The 17,531-nt window shown below is 58.6% G+C and carries 12 protein-coding genes and 6 pseudogenes; 8 read left to right on the top strand and 10 right to left on the bottom strand.

Annotated features, from left to right (window positions below):
- Positions 1-335: SDR family NAD(P)-dependent oxidoreductase (locus tag AC628_RS42215; RefSeq protein WP_143201857.1), on the bottom strand; the 335-nt coding region annotated here is incomplete at its 3' end.
- Positions 336-496: 161 nt separating this feature from the next.
- On the opposite strand from AC628_RS42215, the gene AC628_RS28645 reads away from it, so the two are divergent.
- The 6 genes and pseudogenes from AC628_RS28645 to AC628_RS45530 all read left to right on the top strand — a co-directional run bounded on the left by AC628_RS28645 (position 497) and on the right by AC628_RS45530 (position 5,185).
- Positions 497-1,333: a universal stress protein gene (locus AC628_RS28645; protein ID WP_074130130.1), complete on the top strand. Its 837-nt coding sequence runs from the start codon at positions 497-499 to the stop codon at positions 1,331-1,333.
- A 77-nt stretch (positions 1,334-1,410) separates the two neighbouring features.
- The gene (locus AC628_RS28650; RefSeq protein WP_502689783.1) at positions 1,411-1,704 is read left to right on the top strand and encodes a c-type cytochrome; all 294 of its coding nucleotides are present in this window, start codon (positions 1,411-1,413) and stop codon (positions 1,702-1,704) included.
- A gap of 64 nt (positions 1,705-1,768) precedes the next feature.
- A pseudogene (locus AC628_RS28655) lies at positions 1,769-2,492 on the top strand (CBS domain-containing protein).
- Between the two features lie 349 nt (positions 2,493-2,841).
- Positions 2,842-3,519, top strand: a complete 678-nt coding sequence (locus tag AC628_RS28660; RefSeq protein WP_074130131.1) for a helix-turn-helix domain-containing protein — start codon at positions 2,842-2,844, stop codon at positions 3,517-3,519.
- A gap of 55 nt (positions 3,520-3,574) precedes the next feature.
- Positions 3,575-4,926, top strand: a pseudogene (gene hemN / locus AC628_RS28665) (oxygen-independent coproporphyrinogen III oxidase).
- Positions 4,927-4,987: 61 nt separating this feature from the next.
- A complete protein-coding gene (locus AC628_RS45530; RefSeq protein ID WP_245321370.1) occupies positions 4,988-5,185 on the top strand; it encodes a LuxR C-terminal-related transcriptional regulator in 198 nt (65 codons plus the stop codon).
- Here the strand turns inward: AC628_RS45530 and AC628_RS44290 are convergent.
- From AC628_RS44290 to AC628_RS42225, 7 genes are all read right to left on the bottom strand, one after another.
- On the bottom strand, positions 5,182-5,412 hold the full coding sequence (locus AC628_RS44290; RefSeq protein ID WP_168193471.1) for a hypothetical protein: 231 nt from the start codon (positions 5,410-5,412) through the stop codon (positions 5,182-5,184). The genes AC628_RS45530 and AC628_RS44290 overlap by 4 nt on opposite strands.
- A 142-nt stretch (positions 5,413-5,554) precedes the next feature.
- Positions 5,555-6,886 (bottom strand): glutamine synthetase family protein, encoded by a 1,332-nt coding sequence (locus AC628_RS28675; protein WP_074130132.1) that lies wholly within the window; start codon positions 6,884-6,886, stop codon positions 5,555-5,557.
- Positions 6,886-8,172, bottom strand: a complete 1,287-nt coding sequence (locus AC628_RS28680; RefSeq protein WP_074130133.1) for an ATP-grasp domain-containing protein — start codon at positions 8,170-8,172, stop codon at positions 6,886-6,888. The genes AC628_RS28675 and AC628_RS28680 overlap by 1 nt, the downstream gene beginning before the upstream one ends.
- Positions 8,169-9,224, bottom strand: a complete 1,056-nt coding sequence (locus AC628_RS28685) for an EamA family transporter (protein WP_245321372.1) — start codon at positions 9,222-9,224, stop codon at positions 8,169-8,171. Before AC628_RS28685 ends, AC628_RS28680 begins: the two co-directional genes overlap by 4 nt.
- On the bottom strand, positions 9,193-10,011 hold the full coding sequence (locus AC628_RS28690) for a gamma-glutamyl-gamma-aminobutyrate hydrolase family protein (RefSeq protein WP_074130135.1): 819 nt from the start codon (positions 10,009-10,011) through the stop codon (positions 9,193-9,195). The genes AC628_RS28685 and AC628_RS28690 overlap by 32 nt, the downstream gene beginning before the upstream one ends.
- Positions 10,008-11,066: a dhydrorhizobitoxine desaturase gene (rtxC, locus tag AC628_RS28695; protein ID WP_074130136.1), complete on the bottom strand. Its 1,059-nt coding sequence runs from the start codon at positions 11,064-11,066 to the stop codon at positions 10,008-10,010. The genes AC628_RS28690 and rtxC overlap by 4 nt, the downstream gene beginning before the upstream one ends.
- A gap of 29 nt (positions 11,067-11,095) precedes the next feature.
- Positions 11,096-13,801: a 2-aminoethylphosphonate--pyruvate transaminase gene (locus AC628_RS42225; protein ID WP_245321373.1), complete on the bottom strand. Its 2,706-nt coding sequence runs from the start codon at positions 13,799-13,801 to the stop codon at positions 11,096-11,098.
- A 926-nt stretch (positions 13,802-14,727) separates the two neighbouring features.
- Between AC628_RS42225 and AC628_RS42230 the strand changes: the two are divergent.
- Positions 14,728-15,059: pseudogene (locus AC628_RS42230) on the top strand (ATP-binding protein); the annotation flags it as partial.
- On the opposite strand, the pseudogene AC628_RS45535 reads toward AC628_RS42230, so the two are convergent.
- Positions 15,035-15,281: pseudogene (locus AC628_RS45535) on the bottom strand (IS3 family transposase); the annotation flags it as partial. The pseudogenes AC628_RS42230 and AC628_RS45535 sit on opposite strands and share 25 nt — an antisense overlap.
- Before the next feature lie 147 nt (positions 15,282-15,428).
- Between AC628_RS45535 and AC628_RS28715 the strand changes: the two are divergent.
- Positions 15,429-17,009: pseudogene (locus tag AC628_RS28715) on the top strand (ISL3 family transposase).
- 222 nt (positions 17,010-17,231) lie between these two features.
- Here AC628_RS28715 and AC628_RS28720 read toward each other — a convergent pair.
- A pseudogene (locus AC628_RS28720) lies at positions 17,232-17,462 on the bottom strand (acetyl-coenzyme A synthetase N-terminal domain-containing protein); the annotation flags it as partial.
- Between the last annotated feature and the right edge of the window lie 69 nt (positions 17,463-17,531).

The following is a 17,531-nucleotide window of genomic DNA, read 5'->3' on the forward strand; positions in this document are numbered from 1 at the left end:
TTGAATAGCGAATCGAGATCGGTTCGTATCACCGCGTCCCATTGCGGCTTGGTCATTCGATGCAGCGTGGCGTCGCGCACGATACCGGCGTTATTGACCAGGATGTCGATCGGGCCCAGCGCCGCCTCCACCTCGCGGACACCCGCTGCACAGGCCTGAAAGTTCGCGACATCCCACTGGAATACGCGAATTCCGGTCTGATCCTGGAACGACCACGCGGCTCCAGCATTTCCGGCATAGCAGGCCGCAACCCGGCATCCTGCAGCAGCCAGGGCACGCGAAATCGCTGCGCCAATTCCTCTGCTTCCACCCGTAACCAATGCGACGCGCGCCATGTCGGCCCTCCAAGCTCGACACAACATTTGCGCGAAGTAGACGCTCGATGAATTGATCTCGCTCAATCAGAATCCACGACCGCGCATGAGGCAGATCAAATTGGCCTGCCTCGACCCGTTCTTTGATAGCACTTGCTCTTCCACCCCTTTGGAGAACGGCCATGTTCAAGAACATCCTGGTCCACATTCCGACGGAGCTTTCACCGCGTCCCGCGGTTGACGGATCGGTTTCTCTCGCACGCGCCACCGGCGCGCATCTCGACGCAATGGCGATCGGCTACGAGACCGCCAGCGTACCGCTCGTCGTTGAAGGCGGCGCGGCGGTCGCCTCCCTGTTCGAGGCTGAACACGAGCAGGCCCTCGAACGCGCCGAGGTTGCGCTGCGCATCTTCGATATCGAGGCGCGGAATGCGGGAATATCCTTCGCGACCCGCGCTGTGGGTGCGCTCCCCATCGATGCGCGGGAGATGATCTGCGCCAGCGCGCGACTGCATGACCTGACTGTGGTGGTGCAGCCACTGGGCGAATACGACAGCTACGACAACGTGATCCCGCGGGAGTTATTGTTCCAGGCCGGCGGTCCCGTCCTGTTCATGCCCTACACGTTCCATGGCGCATTTTCAGCGAAGCGAATCGGGATCTGCTGGGACGGCAGCCGGCTTGCCGCCCGCGCCCTGCACGACGCAATGCCGCTGCTGCGCGCGGCCGATGCTCTCGCCGTCATCACCATTGATGACGCCGATTCGATCCCCTCAGAAAGCTCCAGCGACCACTTGGTGCGCTACCTTGCAAAGGAGGGGCTTCCGGCCAAGATCACGTCCTTGCCGGCGTCCAAGTCCGAGGTTCAGTCGATCCTGCTGTCGATCGCGGCGGATGAGAGCCTCGACCTTCTGGTGATGGGCGGATACGGCCACTCCCGCCTGCAGGAAACTCTGCTCGGCGGCGTGACGCGCGACATGCTGCGCGCAATGACCGTTCCGGTCCTGATGTCTCACTAAGCGCGAGCAGAATTGTGAAGCATCCCGCCAGGACATTTCGAAGCCATGCGGCCTGTGGTTTCGTCATCATCGGCACGATCTGCGTCACGCTGGCTCCAGCCGCCGCGGACCAGGAACAGGGCCGTCGCCTTGCACAGCTCTACTGCGCCCGCTGCCATGCAATCGACCGGGTGAGTCCGAGCCCCCTGAGGATAGCACCTCCGTTCCGGACATTGCACGAACGTTATCCGGTCGAGATGCTGCAGGAATCGCTGGCGGAGGGAATCGTCACCGGCCATCCGACCATGCCCCAGTTCAGCTTCGAGCCGGACCAGGTGGGCGACTTCATTCTGTTCTTGAAATCTCTCGAGCGGGGCCAGGCGGACCGTTGAGCCAGGTCAATGCGCGCGGAACGCACAAAGCCTCTTTGTTCAAGCTTCAACACGGAGGTCCGACATGCGTGCGCATCAGATCATGACCAAGCATATCATCGCCGTCAGTCCGCACACGAAGATCCTGGATGCGGCCAATATCATGCTGCGATGTCACCTCAGCGGTCTGCCGGTGATGGACGAAGACGGCACGCTCAGGGGCATGGTGTCCGAGGGAGATTTCCTGGAACGCGGCGAGATCGGCACAGGACACAAGCGCTCGGCATGGCTGGAACTGTTCACCGGCGCGGGTCGCGCTGCGACCGATTTCGTGCACGAGCGCGGCCGCAAAGGTTGAGGACGTCATGACTACGACCCCGATCACCGTCGATGAGCAGGCGCCGCTCGACGAGATCGTGCATCTGATGCACAAGCACGGCGTGAAGCGGGTGCCGGTTGTGAACGGCAAGACCATGGTCGGAATCGTCACCCGGGCGGACATCCTGCAGGCCGTCGCATCGCTGGCGCGCGAAATTCCCGATCCGACCGCCCACGACAGCCATATCCGTGAACGGATCCTGCGTGAGATCAATGCTACCGGCTGGCGGCCGGCCGGCTTCCAGGTCTGGGTGCGCAACGGCGCCGTGCATCTGCACGGCCTGATCTTCGACGAACGAGCTCGCCAGGCCGCGATCGTCCTCGCTGAAAACACCTCGGGCGTCAGGGAAGTCCACGATCATCTCTGCTTCGTCGACGGCTACTCCGGCTACTACGTGGAATCGCCGGAAGACGTCAAGGCGGCTAGCTGATCAGATCGAGGAGCCCAACATGGCGATGAGTACACTGCTTGTCGTCTGAGCCGTCTGTCTCATCTTCGCGATCTTTGCGCTTGTGCTCGCCTTGACCGATCGCAGCACGACGCGCTGGCGTCAGGAACAGGCTGCCTATCCCGATAAGAACGGGACCTAGCAGCGCTCTTTGCCTCGCGCGCCGAGACACTGATGTCTCGGCGTGCGGCCACCATTCATTGCCCTGCATTCCCCGAAGCTACGTATAAATACGTAAGTGGCTTCTACTTAGGGGAAATATCCAAATTTCCCGATCCAGGAGATGCGATCAATCTGCCTCCATCGATTTTCCCATCCATGGAGCGTCGCCATGCAGACCCAGAACGCCATTTCTTACGAGAACAGCCGTCCCCCGACGAGCATCCTCAGCCGGCAGGCGCGCGTTGAAGGGCCCTTCGGCATGATTGGGACGCCGATGCGGTTCGCCCGCAACAGCGAAATTTACGGCGAGGACGAGGCCGCGGAATACCTCTACCAAATGGTTTCCGGCGCCGTCCGAACCTACAAGATTCTGGAAGACGGACGTCGCCAGATCGGCGCATTTTATCTGCCCGGGGATATTTTCGGCTTCGAGGCCGGCGAGACCCATATCTCCTCGGCCGAGGCAGTCTCCGAGACGCGGGTCATCGTGGTCAAGCGTGCCGCGCTCATGGTCCGTGCGACACACGAAAAGGATCTGGCTCGGCAGCTGTGGGATGCAACGGCCCAGGAGTTGCGTCGCTTCCAGGAGCATCTGATGCTGCTGATCTGCAGCGCGGAAGATCGTGTCGTCGGCTTCCTGCACGACATGGCGCGCCGCGCCGTCAAGCATGCGGCGATCGAGCTTCCGATGTCTCGGCAGGATATCGCCGACTATCTCGGTCTGACGATCGAAACGGTGTCACGCACCTTTACCCAGCTCGAGCAGAACGGCGTGATCTCCCTTCCGACCTCGCGTCGGGTGGAACTGCGCAACCGCGCGATGTCGAACAGGAACATGGCGGCGTAAGCGAAGGGCGCGCCAGGCTTCGATAATCGGCCGCAAGTGAGAGGCAAGGAATAGGATGCGGTCGAACCTGGCGATCAACTATGGGCAGGACAGGCTGCCGCGCTACACCAGCTACCCCACGGCTCCGCATTTTTCCGCGGCGGTCAGCGAGGCTGACTACCGGACATGGCTCAAGTCGGTTCCAGCCCGGCGGCCAGCCTCGATCTACCTGGATGTGCCGTTTTGCCGGTCGATGTGCTGGTATTGCGGGTGCCACACCTCCATTACCAGCCGCGACGAACCGGTCGCCGTTTACGCCGCCGGCCTTCGGACCGAAGCGCATCTCGTTACGGAAGCGGTCGGTCAGCGATTGCCCGTCTCCCACATCCATTTCGGCAGCGGCACTCCGACGATCATGACGCCCGAAACCTTTGCCGACCTCGTCAGCGCGCTACGCTACTCGTTTTTCGTGCAGCCCGACGCCGAGATCGTCGTCGAGATCGATCCACGCACCCTGACCGAGCCGATGGCGGAAGCATCGGGCTACAGCGGCGTCAACCGCGCGAGCCTTGGCGTCCAGAGCTTCGATCCTGTCGTCCAGCACGCCACAATCGGCTGCAGAGCCTAGAGCAGACCGCGGAAGCGGTCGAACGGCTGCGCCGTGCCGGCGTTGGCCGCATCAACTTCGACCTGCTCTATGGCCTGCCCGCTCAGACTGTCGCTTCCTGCCTGGATACTGTCGAATCATGCGTCGCGCTGCGGCCCGACAGGTTTTCCGTGTTCGGATACGCCCATATTCCCTCCTTCAAGAAGCACCAGCGCATGATCGAGGAGGCGCGGGTGCCGGCTAGCCTCGAGCGGCATCGTCAGTCCGAGGCAGTCGCGCAGGTGCTGACCGATGCCGGATACATCCGCATCGGCCTCGACCATTTCGCGCTCCCGGCGACAACCTGGCCATCGCAAAGCGCGAGGGCCGGCTGCGGCGTAACTTCCAGGGCTACACGGACGATTCTGCCGAGACCCTGATAGGCCTCGGCGCCAGCGCAATCGGCCGCATGCTGCAGGGCTTCGTGCAGAACGCAGTTGCGGACACGCGACTATCTTGCACGCATTGCCGAGGACCGGCTTGCCACCGTCAAGGGCTACATGCTGACGGCGGAGGACCGTTTCCGAGCCGACATCATCGAGCGCATCATGTGCGACATGGCCGTCGGCCTGCCGGGAATGTGTCGCCGGCACCGCCGGGATCCTGGTTCGGCCGTCGTCGATCGTTCCCGGCTCGACAGGCTGATCGCGGAAGGCGCGGCGACGATGACAGGTCACGGGCTCCTGATCAACGATGATGCGGAGTTCCTGGTCCGAAGCGTCGCCTCGGCGTTCGACGCTCACCTTGGTCGCGCCACGGCCCGGCATAGCCGAGCGGTCTAGATCGAGGAGATGAAGGCAGGCGCGGTTGACTGCATCGAAAAACCGTTCGAGGACGAGGCGCTTGCGTGCAATCGGCGAGGCCTGGCAAACACAGTCGGCGTCCGCCGCCGACGGAACGGTCAAGCGCAATGCCGAGGCTCGCCTGGCGGATCTCTCGCCGCTCGAACGTGACGTTCTGCGGGACCTCGTGGCGGGCACGATCAACAAGGCGATCGCCCACGACCTTGGCATCAGCCCACGAACACTGGAGGTTTACTAGGCTAACTTGATGGCCAAGACCAATGTGCGCAGCATGTCGGAATTGATGCGGATCCCGATTGCTGATGGGCTCTGGACCTTGACTGAGATCGATTCATTCAGGTTTTTCGCGGCGAAGCCGCCGGCTTCGGATCCAGATGAGATGATCAAAACAGCCGCCGCCGCGCGCTGCGCTGACGGAGGAAATCCAGCGTGCTTTCCGGTCCTGGAAGAAAACGACGCACTCAAGGGTATCGCCTCCGGGGGCGACTTTCTATGCCACGGCGAGATCAGCACCGGAGGTCGGCGATCGACTACTCGAGTTCTTCGTCAGCATCCGCGGCGGCGTCTCCGATGCTGCCAGGAACGCGGCCGCAAGAATTTGCGCACGCTAAATAATCTCGAAGTATCGTTCGCGCTCAAAGTCAGTAACTCGATGTTGAATGGCTTCCCACTCCCAGCGGCGGGAGCATGAGAAGGCTTCGACAAACCTTTCTCCAAATAGATCGATGGCTTTTTGAGATCGCGCAAACCGACTTGTGGCTTCTAATAAATGTTGGGGAAGCCGCTCGAGGGAACGTTCATTTTCCTCGCTTGCATCACCAACAAACGGAGCTGCTAAGTCAGCATCCTCTTCAATTCCTAGAATGCCGGAACCGAGGGCGCACGCGAGGGCAAGATATGGATTCACATCTGCGCCGCTCAGTCTGTACTCAAGGTGGTGCGCTTCCGAGCCTCCGGGGATGACCCGCACCGCACAGGAGCGATTGTCGATCCCCCAGCTTGGGCAGATTGGAGCCCAAAAGCCGGCCACCAATCTCTTATAGCTATTCACGTTAGGCGCAACCAACACACAAAAATCCGTCATGTACTTCAGCTGTCCGCCAATGAATTGGCTCATCGTTTCCGAGATGTTCCACCTCGTCTCGCTGTCGTAGAACGCACTGTTGCCATCAGATGACATTGAGATGTGAATATGTCCCGATTGACCCGGCCAATTCTCGGACACTTTGGCCATAAACGAGGCTGTCATCCCTTTCGTCTGCGCCCACGATTTTATCATCGACTTGAATACGACTGCTCGATCAGCTGCATCCAGGGCATCACAATGATGCAGCGACGCCTCAATCACGCCGGGCCCGGTTTCAAAATGAAGCCCACTGAGAGGCGTCCTAGCGTTTTCGCACAGCGCTAGGATCTCGTCGAACAGCTCTTCGTTCGCAATGGCCCGCGTCAGTGAGTAACCGAATGGTCCAAGCGTCAACGGAGCCCATTGATCAAAGGGCTTATTATTGATGGTCTCAGCGCTCTCCTTGAAAAGCATAAACTCAAACTCGAACGCAGCAGTACAGCTATATCCATGGTCAGCTGCTCTTCTTAGGACCTTACGCAGAACACCACGCGGACAGATGCTCTCATGGTCACCGGCAAACTCAGCAAGGTAGAGATCCCGCCGATTAGACACGGGACGGCCGGTGCGCGACAGAATGCGGAGGTCCGCATCCCCGAACGCTGATGGCGGCCTCTTGGTAAAACTCGCTGGTATCACTCGGTCCGAACAATCCCAGGCAAGCACTGCTTCAGAGAATCTGACGATTCTGTCTCCATTCGAAAGATCCTCAGCCGCGACATGCTTCCCTCGAAGGACGCCGTCAAAGTCGCACACTCCAGCCACCGCGACGCGAGCCGTATTCACGCTAGTCGTCCCGATTTCGCTTGGCATTAGTTCTGACCTAGGCTTGCCAGATCGAATACCTCGTCCATCCGCATTGCTCGCAACTCGCGATAGTCACTCTCAAGCTGGTTCAAGTCGTTGTTCACGAGGTACACGATACCCGGTGTTGACGCTAAATCGGTCGTCGGAACCAGATTTTGTCCCACTGGAACGAACGCAATTGCATCCGCGAAACTTGGCAGCTTACGGATTGTTTCGAGCCCCGGATAACCGCGGACAAGACCGCCTACGTCAGAGATGAGCGAGACACACAGCGCGTGAGCCCTCCGGCTGTACGGGCCGCGCTGCCTCATATGTGCAAGAAAGCCAGCAGGATCTGCGTAGCGCCACGCCGTTAGGGTCATGTGATTGTGACCCAATGCCATCGTCCGGGCTTTTCTGGACATTGTCCCTTGGAGCCTCGCTCCAAAGTCCACTAGAACCGGCCCCGCCTTGTCGACGATGATCTCCGCATGAGCAGGTCCGTTGACGATCTCGAGCGCTTGCAACGCACGCATCAAATAGTTGGACAGCTGTTCCACGACTGGATCCTCGCCATCCAGCAAGCGCTCGAGCGAGCAGACCGATGCTGCGCCCCTTACGGGAACGGTGTCATAGGTCCAGACCTCCGTGACGAAACTTTCTCCATCGATTGACACGGCATTTACAGTGTATTGTTGTCCCCTTATCTTCTCCTGCCCAAGAGCAAAATGATTCAAGGCTCCGACACGATTTGTCTTTCCTACAATAGCACTCGTAGCCCGCTGGACGTCAGCATCAGTCGAGCAGAAAAACACATCCTCCGTGCCGGTGCTATTCAGCGGCTTGATTACGATTTCGTCGAAGCTTGCTTGTCGCTTCCAGCTTGTCAAATCTTCAACGCTACTTGACACCACCTGCTTGATCGATCGCACTCCTGCGGAGGACAACGCTTCAGACAAGCGCGATTTGTCGCGTCTTGCAGCTGACCGGGCGGTTCCATTCGAAGGTAAGCCGAGCCGCTCGGACAACGAGTCCGCTAGCTCAACTCCGGTCTCGCATCCGGCTATAATGAATTCCATCTCTCGGCATCGAAGCGCCGCCAGGTGATATTCGATGACCTCCTCGTCCCTCATGTGCTCGTCCGGACGAATTAGCTCATCATACGAAGCAGCGTCGAAATGCGAGCGAAAGATCGGAGGAACCTGCGCAGCCGACATCACATGCACCGTTCCAATCCCGTAACGTCTGAACTCCTCAGGTAGGTAACGGCCTGTCGAGTACGCATCGACTATTGCACAATGGCGCTTGTTCATTTGGACCTCCGATACTGGACATAAATGGCGCAAAGGGCGACAGCCGTAATGAGAATATTTCCAATGAAGGTGTATGAAGAGGGCGCAATACGTGCATCGCAATACTGAAACAGAAACGAAGTGATCGGAGCCGCGGATAGGACCATGTTTACCGTCATTGGTTCTACGCGGCGGATGCCCTCCTGAATCAGGAGCAAAGGAACAATGATCGTCGATATTGCAATGATCGCGATCGCACACCAACGCTGCGAAACCTCAAGTACGATTGAGGAGCGATCGACAAAAAGCAGCAGCAACAAAATCGTGCCATAGAAGCGATGTGCAAGCACTTGTCGGCCCGACAATCCACGGTCAAACAGCAATTTCATGAGTACATTGGTAAGGGCGAGCGATAGACCGGCCACGATGGCCACAAAAATGCCGAAGGATGATCGAGGCCCCCATTCGACGCCGGCATTGCCGCTTGCCGAAATCCAAATCATGTACCCCCCGATGAGCGCAACCAAAGCACTTACGGCAATGTCCGATTTCGGCGGAAGGCCCTGTTTTCTGATCAGAGCGTTCAGCCACACGGTCGCAGCAGGCCCCAACGCCACCATGAACGTGACTATGATAGCGGGTTCGGCGTATTTCAGTCCGATGAAAAGCCCAACCCAGCTGATTGCGGTGACGACGTTGAGCGACGCCAGGGCTGTAAGCGAGGACTTCGTGATCCTTGGTCGACCGCTTTCGCGCCGAGCCAAAAGGTTGAACGTCAGGCACACCAGGGCAAAGGAAAGCAGGAGAGTGCTGTAGATATCTGCCTGCTGGAAATACGATGCCGCATAGATGTCACCTGCCGCACTAACGATGACATAGAGGACGACAAAGAGAACTCCCACGGCGAAACGATGCGGCCCTGTTTGTTCCGCCTGCACGCGCGTGGAATCGAGCGATCCAAGAGCCTCTCTCGAACCGAATTCGAGAGACTCTTGTTTCGATTTACAAGGAGTACATTTCGCTTGGCGTTTCACAATATCCCTATCGCTTATTTCTCTGGCAGTACGCGACACAAGCCTCTCCGAATGCCTTGAAGAGCCGCTTGCTCAACAAATCGGTAGCCACGTGCCACTCCGGATGCCATTGCACACCAATCTGCAGGGTCGGCGCGCCAATTACGGAAACGGCTTCGACCAAGCCGTCGGACGTCCACGCTTCGGGCTTCAGCGCAGAGGCAATTTTTTCTATGCCTTGGTTATGCAACGAGTTGACTTGCGCCTCGGTCGCGCCCGCTATCGGGAAGAGCACACCATCAGACGGTATTGTTACGCAGTGCGTCACATCGTACTGGCGATCCCTTGGGAGATATGGCTTCTCGGCGTGCATCGCTCCACTCTCCGGCCTCCATTCCGACAGCGACGCATGAAGCGTGCCGCCGAAATAGACGTTAAGCTCCTGGAGGCCACGGCAAATACCCAATATGGGCATTCCGAATGCAACGGCCGCGCCGATGGTCGCCGCGGACAGCCTGTCCCTTGGCCGGTCGCGGATGCCAACTTCAACATCGTGCTGGCTTCTCGGTGTAGTGGAAGCAGGCGATCGCACGACGGCAGCATCAATATTCGATTCATCTCCTGTCAGCACCAGACCGTCCAGCCTGGACATGATTGGAAGAACGCCATCCATCCCCACATCATCGGCATCGATAGTCGGTAGTATCACGTTCGTTACCCCCGCGTAACGAACGAGGGCATGCACGTATTTGCGCCGCAACCAATCGCGGTGCACGCCATCAGCCAAGAGACGGTTTGAGGTGATGCCAACCACGGCTCGGACTGATTCTGCCTGTTGCGAGATCAAGCCATGTTCTCCCGCGCATTTGCGCCAGCCAGGGACTGCTCATACAGGCGTCGATTTCGCTCCTTTAACTGGGAGATTACGCTCGGCTGACCTTGAGGCCCTTTGACGAATAGCCCTCCCCAAGTTGAAGCAACACTTGCGTACTGAGGATCCAGCATTCGAATTTTCTGAGCTTTGCGCAAGAGCCAGAAAGGGATGCCGGGCGACAGATGATGCTCTAGGTGGTATTCATCCAAATTCTGCCCGAAGATCGCTCTCTCCAAAAAATTCCCCTTTCTGTTGCGAGTTAGATAGACGTTCTTGGTTTCGGTCTCGCACATGGGCGAGTGTTCGGCGAGCTCGATAAACCAGCCGAGGACCTGAAACGTGGTGAGATAGGGCACGATCCAGAACAGGATGACGAAGTGGAGGATACCAAGCAGATATGACCCGCCCAATATGGCGAACCAGAACAGATAGAAGCCATACTTATCGACAAGTATGCCCGTCCGATCCTGGTCCTCGCTGTCTGCTATCGAAAACCGGTTCGTCCAAAGGTACTTCAGATACGCGACCGTCGCGCCACCCAGTATCGGCTTCCAGATTATATTGAAGGCGTACCGCCCAGGAGGCTGAACGTCGTAAACGCCGCGGGCCAAAAAGAATTTTAGATCAGGATCCTTCTCCGGGTCGCCCAAAAACGGGTGATGCAGATAGACGTGTGAGATCCGGTATGCCCAATGGCGCTGGAACAGGGGATAGGCCGCGAACAGAATCCCCAGGACATAGTTCCAGGTGGTGTTTCTCGCCAGGGTACGATGGGCCGCATCGTGAGCGATTGTGGTCAATCCACGTTGATAGGCACCTATCAGTAGAACAGCGAGCGGATAGAGCCACCAGGAGACAGAGATCGTCGCGACCACGCAGGTTGCGATTACAGCGTAGTCTTTGGCGATATAAACAGCTCCGGTTATGTTATCTGGTCTCAGCTCGGAGAGCCGCTTGTTGATCTCACGGCTGAATTGAACCGCCTCATAACGTGACGACTTCAGTTTCCACGCATCTGCCTGTTTCATGCGAACCCCTTCCTGACAGCTTCAGGTTGTCAGATTGCCGAAAGTGCCTTGTTCAAGTCCTTGATGATGTCGTTGACATCTTCGATGCCGACACAGAGCCGGATCGAGCCACCAAATATGCCGGCGGCTTCGCGCTTTTCCCGTGGGACGGTGGTGTGGGTCGTCGAAACAGGATGTGTCACGAGCGTGCGGGCATCCCCCACGTTTGAAACGTGGTACATCAAGTCGACGTTCTGGATGAACTTGCGTCCGGCTTGTTCGTTCTCGACCTCAAACATGACCATCGCCCCGTGCCCATACTCTTCGTTGAGTGTTTGATCGATGGTTTCTCGATCAGCTCCTTCAAATAGGCCTGGGTAAAAGACGCGACATACTTTTGGGTGTTCTTTAAGAGCCTCGGCTACGATCTTCGCGTTTGCGCAGTGCTGCTTCATGCGAAGGTGCAGTGTTTCAAGCCCTTGGATCAGTTGAAAGCTTGCAAAGGGGGCGATGGCCGCACCGGTATCGCGCAGCCAAGTCATCCGGGCCTTTAAGAGAAACTCGCTCTGAGCAAGATCCTCGATATCCTGCAACGCGTTGCGCCAGATGATGCCACCGTGGGCGTCGTCAGGGTTGTTGAACAAGGGAAAGCGTGAGCTCTCCCTATAATTGAAAGCACCGTTGTCAACGATTAGTCCGCCTAGCGTCGTGCCATGGCCGCAGATGTATTTGGTCGCGGAGTACGTCGTAATCGCGGCACCGAGCGCTGATGGACGGCACACGAGCGGCGTTGTCGTATTGTCTACGACCAGGGGCACGCCGTGCCTTCTGCCGATTTCTGCCAGCTGCTTGACGGGAAGCGGAATCAAACAGGGATTCGAGATCACCTCTCCGAACAGGCATATTGTGCGATCATCAATTGCACGCTCGAAGGTCTCTGGGTATCGAGGATCCGCCGTCTTAACGCTGATACCGAGACGCCTCAACGTGTTGTGGAGCAGGTTCCACGTATTGCCATATAGGTACGGAGATGCGACGACATTGTCCCCCACTTCGCCGCTCGATAAGTTGACGATTGCAAGGAACGTCGCCGCTTGGCCCGATGCAACGGCGAGTGAGTCGCTCCCCATGTCGACAGCGGCATACCTCCTTTCCAGCGCACGGGTCGTCGGATTGATAATCCGCGTATAAGTGAAACCATCGGCCTTTACGTTGTAGACGTCCGCAATATGGTTGAGATCACCGTCGAGTTCGTAAGCCGTATTCTGGTAGATCGGCACTGCAACGGCCTTAGTTGTGGGGTCGCGACGATATCCGGCGTGCAGAACAGCGGTTTCCGTGGAAAATGGGTACCGCGAGGCCGTCGCGATTGAATGCGATGTATCGGCACGACTTTCGCTCGTCTCCCGGGGTGACGTCCGTCCCGCAAGCCCGGCGCGACCAGACCGAAAATATGTGCGAAAGGCGCACCCCAACTGCTCGATCCAACTGGGTTGAATTTCTCCAATACAGCCAATCCGAAAACTCCGTGTCGGAAGATGGAGCTTCGAGTAGACGTACAGATTGTGGGCCGCCAAGTGACAATACAACCGATCGAACGCGACCTGATCCGAAATCCCAGCTGGCGCAGCGAACGCCACGCAGATTGGGGACTGTAAGTTCACCGCGAGAAGCGGGGTCGCCAGCCCGTCGAGTTCGTTGATGACGCGATCCTTTATTCTTTCGTACCTGCGGCGCCTAACGTCGATGCCTTCGTCTCCCAAGATCTCGAGCGCCTTTGTGGCTGCCTGAACGATATGTGTGGGTGGAGTCGATCGCCATTCACCTGTGCGCTCGAGCGAGCGCCATTGATCTCTAACGTCGAGCACAAGTGATCTCGGTTCTCGAACAGCATTCTCCAGTAGTTCGTGAGACGCAATGACGTAAGCGATCCCTGGGGGCCCTTCTATGCACTTGTTGCTCGACGTGACCAAGACGTCTGGTCCGCCACGACTTAGGTCGATGTGGATGCCGCCGAACGAACTCATTGCGTCGACGATGGTCTTGATCCCTCGCTGCTTTGCACCGTCTACGATTGGCTCGAGCGGATTGACGATCCCCGTCGTCGTCTCGCAATGGACAAAGCATAGGTGAGTGATGGCCGGATCTTGGTTCAGACAAGCGGCAACTTCTTGAGGATCCAAAGCCTCGGTGGCTCGCTTGACAAGCTGAACCGCTTGAATACCCCAGAGCCGGAGAATCTTGAATATGCGCTCACCATAGATGCCGTTTATGCAAACGAGGGGTCGGTCGCCCTGCGACACAAATGACGAGAGAGCGGCTTCCATTGCAAAGGAGCCACCTCCCTGAATAGGAACAACCGAGTAGCCTTTTGGATTTCCCGACAGATTGAGTATCAACCGCCTCATACGGGCGGTCACTTCCTTGAACTCGAAATCACGCGATGCAAGGTCGAACTGCATCTGCGTTTTAACCGCTGGCGCGAGCGCAAGCGGACCAGGCGTTAACAAACAACGCTGCCTTGTCACCCCATTCTCCCCTATAGTTGTATTAATCCGCGGCTCTGGAGCATGGCCGCGCGAGGCGCCCGGCTCTTCCTGGCATTTGACATCGAGATCCTGGAAGCGATCTGCACCGCGGAGATCATGACGGAAGCACAGGTCAAGACAGCGCCACCATCTCGCGTCGAACGAAACAGTCGGCCAATCTGCTTGGGTCTGGCCGCTGCCGTTCAGTGAAATGTGGAAGTTCGCCAACTGTCCCCACCGGACCATCGCGTGAGGCCGCTGAGCCAGCCAGCGAACCCACAACTGCCGCTGCTGACAGCGCTCATCTTACAAGGGCCTAAGAGGTGGGACATGCGCACTTTTTGTCACTCGTTAACCGGCTATGTCTGAGATCGTACAACTTGACGCCACGTGCGATTCAACCCCTTTCAGCTCGTCGGACGAATATTTCCGAATTTGCTTTGTGACTGCGGCCACGCGCTTCTCTAGCCCACGCCTACCTCTGTCAAAGTCGGCCAGCATGACGCCTTAACGCCTAAACGCAGCGGCCTTGGCACGTTTGTCCAGTCGGATTTGACGGCAAGCCGCGACGCCTGCGATTGCTCTTCTGCGGCGATCAATTCAGGGCCGTAGTGCTGGCGGAAAACGACAGAGGTGCCGCTGCGGGCACGCACCGACGGAAAACGGCCGCGGCCGTATACCATCCGATAGTCGACGCAGCTTCGGCGACGCCGTAGATTGCAGGACGGTTGGCGGAAAGCGCGCTGCAGCCGTTGACAGTGTTCTGCGCCGCATATCGAAAGCACGGTCTGGATGCCCTCGCCCGTCACGAGCACCTCGCCGATTGCCGAATCGAGCCGCTTATCTAGACGATCACCCGGCCTTCGCGGTGTATCGAGCCGCCTTTTGACGAGACGCACGGGATCGCAAACGTTAGGACCGGGCCGGGTGAATGTTCCCGACGATGAGCTCCTCCCCACACATTACGCAAGCGAACGATGCCGGCTAGATATCAGTCGGCATGTCGTCATGGCGACGGCAGCAGCAACACCGGAGCAACGCAGCGCATTTTCGTGCAAAAGTGAAAGTACCGGGATGCGCAAAAGGCGCTGAGCGAGTGCCCGGGCAAACAGCTGCGACATCGTCAAAAGCTACCCGGCGTCTCGCTCGTTGGCGTCAACCGCCTCGAGATCGAGACCCGCAATGCACGGCAAGGCCGCCTTTCTGAGCATCTGACCCAGATGGACTTCTTGGAAAACTCGGATATTTACCATTGGCCTAGTCTGGCGGCCAGCTTCACTCCACCTGGTCAGCCGGCTCTATGAGGGCCCTCGTCATCGTCACCACCAATCTCGCCTTCGGAGAATCGCCCAGTGTGTTCGGCGACGCCAAAATGACCACTGCGCTGCTCGATCGGCTGGCTCCGACGGGGCGAGCGCTACCGTCTAACCACGCCGCGCGAAGGGGTCACAATTGGAAGCCTTGCAGGATCTCCTTGACGTGCTGAAGCTCGCGGTTCTCCCGTTCCAGTGCCTTCGGCTTCTCGGCAATGTCGACCGGAACGCCAGCCCGCTGCTCACTGTCAACCTCCGCCGCCTTCACCCAGTCATGCAATGCGGCGTGCAGCCGATCTAGCCGCAATCGATGTCACTGCTGCCCAGCGAGACGGGTACTCGCTGGCATGATGCACAACCACCCCACTACCCTCTCTTCGATCACGTTTGATCACGCCTGATCCCTATGAATCATCTATAAAAATAGCAGTTTTCTCGCGTTGCGCGCTGGGGGTGTCATTCGGCCTGCAATATTGGCTCTGACTCACTTTTGATGCACTTTGAGGGATGTCTGGCGCTTTGATTGGAGGAGAATCAGCGCCATGCAGCAGGCACTCCACCGCTCCAGTTTGGTGCCGCGTGGGTTTGTTGTAGAGAGTGCTCACTACGAGGGTGATAAGGCGATTGTTGTGGTTCGGGCTTCCGGGAGCGTCGGCCTTTGCCCGTCGTGCGGAACGGTTTCCCGACGTGTCCATAGCCGCTATCGACGCCGCGTAACCGATCTGCCGCTCTCAGGTCGGACCGTCCAGCTGCTGGTGGTCGCTCGCCGTTTCCGCTGCGATGCGGTTCTTTGCGGGCGTCAGATCTTCACTGAGCGCTTCGCCGAGGGCGTACTGGCACCATCGGCGCGCCGCACGGCGAGGCTGGACTCCATCGTTCATCACCTCGGCTTGGCGCTTGGTGGTCGGCCGGCGGCAGGCTTCGCAAAACGGCTGATGCTGCCGGTGAGAAACGACACGCTCTTGCGCGTGGTCCGACGCCGCAGCTGTCCGCCGGCTGACCCTCTCAAGGTCATTGGCATTGACGATTGGGCCTGGCGGCGCAATCACCGATACGCCAGCATCATCTGCAACCTGGAAAGGCGCCGGGTCGTCACTTTGCTGCCGGATCGTGAGCCCGCGACGGCCCAAGCCTGGCTCGCCGCTCATCCCACGATCGCAATCGTCGCCCGTGACCGTGGTGGCGGATATGGCGAAGCCGCGACCAAGGCCCTGCCGCACGCTGTACAGGTCGCCGACCGTTGGCATCTGATGGAGAACGCCAGTCGGGCCTTCCTCGACGCCGTTCGCAAATCGATGCGCCAGATACGCACCGTCATCGGTGCGACCACGATCGATCCCGAGCTGCTCACAGCCGCCGAGCGCCTCCAGTATGAGGGCTATCTGCGCCGCGAGGAGACCAACGCGGCCATCCTGGCTCTGTCGAAGAACGGCATACCTATCAAGCAGATCGTGCGTCAGACCGGCCACAGCAGGAAGCTGGTGCGACAGGTGGTCCGCGGCGAGCGCGCTGATGTCTTCCGGACCCGCCAAAGTTCGTTGGATCTGCATTTGCCATGGCTGGACGAGCAGTGGGCGTCTGGCTGCCGCAACGGGGCTGAACTTTGGCGCCGTTTGAAAGGGCGTGGCTTCCGAGGCTGGCTCCGCGTCATCAGCGAGTGGACGACCCGCAGACGACGAGCGGAAAGGGCCGACACACAAAACCTTCAGAGGATTCCGTCGGCCAGAACGATCGCGCGCCTGATGACAATCGGGCGGGACTTGCTCACGAAAGCGGAGACCGTCACGGTCGCGGCGATCGAAGCTGGCGTGCCAACCTTGGTTGAAGCACGCGAGATCATTGCCGAATTCCACCTGATGATCCGACGCAAGACCGAGGCGGGCCTCATCACGTGGATCGAGCGCGCCCGCCCAAGTCTCGTCGCCTCGTTCGCCAGCGGCGTCGCCAGGGACGAAGCGGCGGTCCGAGCGGCAATCACGTCGCCCTAGTCGAACGGACAAACCGAAGGACAGATCACGCGCCTCAAGCTTGTCAGGCGTCAAATGTATGGCCGCGGAAAGATCGATCTGCTCCAAGCCCGTTTACCGTTTTCGAGGGCTTTTTGCTGCTCCCATTTTGGCTGAGAATTTCGCTCGTGGAAGCGTCGGAAGGAAAGTCGCAGCGTAAAATCGGCGAGGGGCGCGATGACTCAATTATGATTGCAAGTCGATGGCGAGCGCCGCAACTCACGTCAGATTAGCGCTCGTCACGCGTCGCATGCAGGAGGCGCCCATTGAAGCCGCCGAGGAACTGCGCGGCGAAGAACCGCGTGATCCGCATTTCGCGGGAACGGCCGCCGCCCAGCTGCCATATGCGACATTGCGATCGAGCGTGTTGTAGCAAGTGTTGACCGCTCCGCCGGCCCACCAACGGCCGTAGATGCCCATTGACGGATCGAAGATCTTTCTCGGCCACTCGATCCAATCAACCTCTTTCGCAGCTTCCGCCCAAAATCCTTCCGGATCAGCTAGCGCACGCGCAAGACGTTCCTGATAACGGCTCACACCTAAGCCCCCAATGATTGACGGCTTGCTCATTTTGATTCCTTCACAACCACGTTGAGGGTCTGCACCGTCTCGGAGATTGTGTGATGCTGCGGATCCGCC

It is taken from the genome of Bradyrhizobium sp. NAS96.2 (assembly GCF_001908235.1).
Classification (GTDB): domain Bacteria; phylum Pseudomonadota; class Alphaproteobacteria; order Rhizobiales; family Xanthobacteraceae; genus Bradyrhizobium.